This is a genomic window from Roseovarius sp. YIN77 (assembly GCF_057219155.1).
On the sequence record NZ_JBXVVI010000007.1, the window covers coordinates 111,809 to 118,042 of the forward strand.

Annotated in this window: 4 protein-coding genes; 2 read left to right on the forward strand and 2 right to left on the reverse strand. The window is 51.6% G+C overall.

Annotated features, from left to right (window positions below; genetic code table 11):
• Positions 1 to 36: 36 nt before the first annotated feature.
• Together AC2D8P_RS08845 and AC2D8P_RS08850 are read right to left on the reverse strand one after the other, a co-directional pair.
• Entirely contained in the window at positions 37 to 1,581 is a 1,545-nt protein-coding gene (locus tag AC2D8P_RS08845) for a phospholipase D-like domain-containing protein (protein ID WP_484702068.1), read from the reverse strand.
• A 104-nt stretch (positions 1,582 to 1,685) separates the two neighbouring features.
• Positions 1,686 to 2,138, reverse strand: a complete 453-nt coding sequence (locus AC2D8P_RS08850) for a hypothetical protein (RefSeq protein ID WP_484702069.1) — start codon at positions 2,136 to 2,138, stop codon at positions 1,686 to 1,688.
• 341 nt (positions 2,139 to 2,479) lie between these two features.
• On the opposite strand from AC2D8P_RS08850, the gene AC2D8P_RS08855 reads away from it, so the two are divergent.
• Both AC2D8P_RS08855 and AC2D8P_RS08860 read left to right on the forward strand, forming a co-directional pair.
• A complete protein-coding gene (locus AC2D8P_RS08855) occupies positions 2,480 to 4,294 on the forward strand; it encodes a hypothetical protein (RefSeq protein WP_484702071.1) in 1,815 nt (604 codons plus the stop codon).
• 56 nt (positions 4,295 to 4,350) lie between these two features.
• Positions 4,351 to 5,646: an AfsR/SARP family transcriptional regulator gene (locus AC2D8P_RS08860; RefSeq protein WP_484702073.1), complete on the forward strand. Its 1,296-nt coding sequence runs from the start codon at positions 4,351 to 4,353 to the stop codon at positions 5,644 to 5,646.
• Positions 5,647 to 6,234: the final 588 nt, after the last annotated feature.

The window sequence follows — 6,234 nt, forward strand, 5'->3', positions numbered from 1 at the left end:
GCGCGGCTGATGTGTTGTGAATTAGAGATGCCCGATTTACAAATTTGAATCCATTGGAACAATCGTAAAGAACGTCGAGACCAAGATATCCGAAAACCCACCGCTGGGTTCGGATTTGCGTACCGCCTCAACCCGATCCTTAAAGTAAGCCCACACAACGCTCGAGTCCTCATCAAGTCGCAGTTCATAAGCGGCATGACGGATGGTTTGGCGCACTTCCGACAACAGCCAGTCAGTCATTTCAGGACTGTCCAACAACAACACGGATTCTGTGTTCTTTCTCAGAGAACGGGGATCGAAGTTTGGCGAGCCGACCACCGCATAGCGCCTGTCGATCAATGTCAGTTTCGTATGCATGTTGATCTTTGGCTGATGTCGGGTTTGGTCATCATCAAATGCGGCAGCCATGTTTTCACGATGCTCATAAATCCGTACGCCAGCTTTCAGCAACCGATTGCGATAGCGCAAGTATCCCCCATGAACTGACGGATGGTTGGTAGACCCAAGAGAATTGGTGAAAATGTGCACATCAACGCCACGACGAACCAGCCGCTCTAACATTTCAGCCCCGTATTTTTCAGGGATGAAATAAGGAGTGACTATCACGACCTCACTTTCGGCGCCTGCAATTGATCGAAGAACCGCGTCGGCGACAACATATTCTCGCTCAATCGCAGAGGCACGTAGTTTGTCCGGGGCATCCACTTTGGTCATCACTTCGGCACGGAATGTCCGAGATGTCTGTCGCTGCCGATCGTTGTCCCGTGGGTTTTGTAAAATCTGCGCAACGTTCTGGGCGAAGTTACGGGTCTCAGGAGTCTCATGTCGTCGGGGATTTGTGCGCGCAAACCTTGAATACGGAACCGCCAATTTATCGCTCCAAAACGCGTTAAATGACTGTTTTAAATGCCCAACCGGTGCGCCCTTCACGAGTATATCGAAGTCGGTAAAATAGTCTGACGTGTTCATGTGAAAATACTCGTCGCCCACATTGCGCCCGCCGATGATCGCGGATGAATCATCGACAACCAATACTTTGTTGTGCATGCGCGCATTGGCTTGATCGAACGTCAGCAGATAGTTGAAGGGCGGCGGAAGTACACGATTGATCGGATTGAAAACCCGAACAACAATTCCTTCGTGCTGATCCAGAACCGACAGATTGGTCCCGCCCCAATAATGGAAGAAGTCGTCGACCAGCAATCGCACCCGAACGCCCCGGTTCGCAGCCCTGATCAACTCTGCCGCCACAATTTCTCCGGCTTCGTCATTGCTGAAGATGAAGGTTTTCAGATCAATGGAGCGCTCCGCCGATGACAGTGTGTCGAGCCAGACATCAAATGCCTCTTTGCCGTCAATCAGGGGCATAACGTCTGCCGTCCCGGTCGCAGACTCTGATTGCCCTCGTCCTTGAACCGCGGCATAGCCGAGCTCTTGCAGATGGTTTGTATCCAGCCGGCTGACCTCGTTCCATGACCCGGTATTTTGACTGCATCCGGCGACGATCAGAGAAGCGGCAAAGAGTTTCAGCGTTTTCGAGAGCGATCCATTATTCGGACGCATTTGTGTTAAAGAAAGCATGTCTGTCCCCTTAGTCATTCAAGACTTGGAATTTTGTGAAGAATTCGAATTTTCCAGCAGAGGCGCCCACAACATTGACGATGGGCACCAAGACCGTCATTTCGTCACCGGGTGGGACCGATGAGGTTTCGCAAGTGCCGCTCTGAAACTGGCATCTTCGCGCCCGATCGGAAGGCTCGCCAGATAAGCTCTCTTGGCGTTCTCTTATATTGCTTTGGCATTTCGACCTTTTGACGGTCGCGTGGCCAGCTGGTGGTTTCGTACCGCACCATCAAGAGATGAATATTGCGGGCTTGCATTGCAGGCCTCTGGTTGAAAAAATACGTTTCAGCCAATTCGCAAATTGCGATGTTACGTTCCCGAATGGCTTTCTCGCGCCACCAAGGAACCCCGCCGCGACTCTGTTGAATTCCGAATGCGGCATTCAAGTCGCTACAATCATTATCCAGAAATTTCTCGATAGAACCCGCAACCCAATCCCGCAGATGATCCGGTAAAGGGTGGTTTCCACTATATGCTTTGCAGACTTGATCCAGCGCGTTAATTGTATTTAACATTCCGTATCCCCTTTTATTAAGATACTGTAATTATACAATAATCCTATTCCTCAAGCGTCAATGACGCTGCCAATCGAGCGTCAAAGAAAGCGTCAAAATACGTCAATTCCGTACATTGGGCGTCATTTGGAAAATCAATAGTGTTTGAGATGTCAAAATCCGCAGATAATCTGAACCCAATTGAGGGATCGGAAAGGCGATAGCAAATCACTGCTCTGAATAAAGATATCTGGAGACTTCTTGGCGCAATCTCGTTGCCATGGGCAGGTCGCGATCTGGTGAACGAATTGGGCACTAAACAAATCGCGATCCTTGCTTATCTATCTGTGCAAGAAAAGCCGGTGAGCCGACTTGACCTCGCGCGGTTGCTTTGGCCGTCATCAGACACTTCCGCCGCCCGGCACAATCTAAGACAGGCGCTGGTTGCCATCAAAAGGGCCTTAGGTCCTTCCGCCGACGAAATAATCTCTGCCAGTCAGGACACGATTGCGCTCCGTCCATCGGATTTGAGGACAGATATTCACGAGTTGCAGACGCTGGCCCGGGCGACCAAACCTTCTGCCGCTATCGTCCTAGAAATATGCCGTGGTGAGCTTATGGACGGATTTCGATCGGGCTCGGAGGCGTTTGACGCCGAGATCGCAGTACTCAGAAGCAACCTTAATCACCAGATCACTGATCTGATCACTCACGCAATAGCAACCGCTGGGGGGTTTTCAGGTGCAGCGCAGAAGCTTCAAAACAGGCTCGCCGAGTTCCCTGCCGACTTGCCGCCGATAGATTCATCTATCTCGGCTTCCGCGTTGCAGTCTGCACCAAACAGAACAGGATCGGCGCGGAAAGCGCGACGACGGATCGGATTTGCGTTGATTTCTGGGCTGGCACTAGGCGCACTGATCTTTTTTGGATCTTTTGCAGTCTTCCCCGAATTCCGCAATTACCTGAAGACGATCATTACCGTCCCGTTCTCTCAGGCCCCGAAAATTGCCGTTTGGCCGTTTGAAAGCCTGAACGGCACCCAGATCGAACGAAACCTGGCGGGCGGCGTCACCATTGGCGTGACATATGGTCTATATTCTGTCACCGCCAGCAAGCTACTGGTTGTGACACCCCCGGTGAATGCCAATGGCGAGTCTGAACGTAGTGAACAAGACTTTGCGGCAGAGCTGGGCGTGAGATATCTGATCTCCGGCACTGTTGAGCATGACGGCGCCAATGTACGAGTGTTTGTACGATGCCTAGACGCGGAACTTGGTCATGACATCTGGCAAGACCGGTTTACACGCCCGGTGACCGAGGCGTTCGAACTGCAGGATGAGATTGCGCTGCGGGTACTCAGCGGACTTGAAATCGACCTTAACACCGCTGAACGAAACCGGCTTCAATATCTGGACGATACGGACAACCTGCAGGCTTGGCTTTACGCCGCCCACGGAGTCAGCAAACTGATCAAACTGACCCCCAGAATGCTTGCTGAAGCCAATGTGGCTTATCAGGCAGCATCACAAATCGACCCTGACTATATCAGTGCCAGGCGCGGCTTGGCTTGGTATCATTTGCTGTTGGTGCGATTTGGATTGTCGCCAAACCCTGAAAATTCCATCACTGAAGCGCGAAATCATATTGACGTTATTCTGCGCCACCGGCCTGATGATGGTATGAGCAAAGCTATTGAAGGCTTGCTGCTATTGCTCGAAGGGTCTTGGGACGCTTCGGTCGCCTCGGGCGAAGCCGCGTCAAAGCTGTTGCCCGGCTCAGCCGATGTTTGGGCGGTACTGGCGCATACTTATACATTTGTCGGAAAAACTGAACGTGCGCTGGAAGCCATCGCCTTTGCAAAAGAGCTTAGCCCGGGCCATCCACAATTCTACAATTGGATTCATGCCCGGGCGCTGAGAGTTGATGGCAATGTCGACGCCGCAATTGCAATTCTGGAGCAACCGACTCCGCCCGAAGAAGATTCCCTCGTCCGTCTTGTTGAGCTTGCAGCTGCTTACTCAGCAGCAGACCGGACAGATGACGCGCGGAGGATTGCCCAGCAGATCAAAACCATGGTTCCTACATTCTCTGCATCAGAATGGATTCTCCATCCTTCCGCGCAGGACCCCGAAATTCAAAGTCTTGAATTTGAACTTCTTTCCAAGGCTGGACTTTGACATTGTAAAATACACTGATGAGGCAACGGACTGAACTAATGGTTCGGACCTGTCGAATGACAAAGTTTGGGGGCGGAATGGGGGTCTGCAGATATCTGCTGTTAACTGGCGGTGGTATCAAGATTGAGGGCGAAGGCGGGCCAGGCATCACAGGCCCCATTCAGCGTGCCCTGTTCGTGATCTTACTATTGCAAAGTGGAGATTGGCTGTCGCGCGATTATGTCGCCGATCTGTTGTGGCCAGAATGCGATCAGGCAACCGCCCGGCAACGCTTGCGGGCCAACCTGTTTAACCTGCGCCAAGGGTTGACACCTGAATTGCGGAACGCCCTAAAGGTGCGGGATGACGTTCTGACGCTGGATATTCCTAAATCGTCGATTGACGTGTTTCGCTTCACCGAACTTGCCTCCCAGCGCGACAGAGACGCGCATCGGGACGCGATTTCCCTCTACCAGGGCGATCTACTATCGAGTTTTTCGTCCATTTCCGACCAGTTTGACCAGATGCTATTTAATCGACGCGAAGAGTTGCGCCAGGTGTTCACTTCCCTGTGTGCCGATGTTCTGATCAAGGAAGCCGAAAGAAATGAACTGGCTGCATTTGACGTGACACTGCGCAAGGCGTTGCGTGTGGACAGAACCAACCCGAGCATCGTGTCGATCGCAATGAAACAATTTGCCGAGCGCGGGCAGGCGAACAAAGTCGAAGAGCTTTTTGACGGTTATCAGCGCGCCCTGATGGAAGAACTGGATATCGAACCCGAAGCGCACATGATCGAACTTCGTAATAAGCTAGTGGCGTTGGCCATCCGGAGGATGAAGCAGACCGCCCCCTCCACGAAACCATCAGTCGGCGCAGTTTCAGAGCCGCAGGCAGCCCAATATTTGCCCAAACGCGTTCATGGCAAAAGATATGTCATGCTTATGCTTCGGGGACTTGCAGTCGCAGTAATTCTGGTGGCGGCCGGATGGTTCTGGTTTCTTCCGCGAGTGCCGGACAAGCTTGCTGGTCCGGTTTTCGTTCTTAGTCTCGATCAACCAGGCTTTGATGGCTGCTCGGTCGACCTGAATGCGACACTCGATCAGACCATCCAGGGCGCGTTGCGAGATATCCCCGGCAGCAGCATTGTCATTGGTGATCCGAATAGCCTGCCCATGGACCTGACTAGCCAGGTCTTTACCTTGGAGAAAGTTGTTTTCTGCTCCGATCAATCCACCCGCCTGACCCTTACACTGACCCGGGTTTCAACACAGGAACTGGCGATGGTCCACCGATACAATGTCCATGCCATAACCCTAGATGAGCTTGGCGACGTCATCATTACAGACATCATTGAGCGCATCGCCCAATGATGACAACCGGTTTATATTGGAACTCTTTAAGGCGCTCGATACAGTTTACGCATAAATCGGTTTTGCACTGATAGATGTCATTTTCCAACAAGCAAGGGAGTTATATGTACCGGTCCAATACAGTCTATCGCGAATTCAGTCACTATTTCGAAATTACTTGAGCAATTTATTGAACTCGGGATTTCTGTTTGAAAAACCCAAAAAGTTTTCTGAACAGCATCTCAACGGGGGAAAGGCGGACCCCATGGGGGGTCGATAGGAGGGGTGATACGACAAATGGAATCGAGCGGGTCAGATTCCACTCTATGCATTTAATTCCAGCAAACATGGGCACAGGAATTTGGTACAGGGCCACGGCAATCAACAAGCCGATCCAAAGGCCGGATACATATGAGCGACTTCCTGAAGACGTGCAATTGATCACTTGCGAACAGCAGCCGGTACATACAAATGGGCTTATTCCGTTGAAAAAGTCTTCTTGATTGGATGCCGTTTCACTGATTCAATTTCCCTATTGAAGCGGGGGATTAATGCCGATGATGGGGCCTAGACAAGAAGCACAGGCGGCACTGTTTTATGAGTTTTCTC

Excerpts from the sequence above, each read along its gene's own strand:
- AC2D8P_RS08845 (WP_484702068.1), bottom strand. The coding sequence starts at position 1,581 with ATGCTTTCTTTAACACAAATGCGTCCGAATAATGGATCGCTCTCGAAA.
- AC2D8P_RS08850 (WP_484702069.1), bottom strand. The coding sequence starts at position 2,138 with ATGTTAAATACAATTAACGCGCTGGATCAAGTCTGCAAAGCATATAGT.
- AC2D8P_RS08860 (WP_484702073.1), top strand. The coding sequence starts at position 4,351 with ATGACAAAGTTTGGGGGCGGAATGGGGGTCTGCAGATATCTGCTGTTA.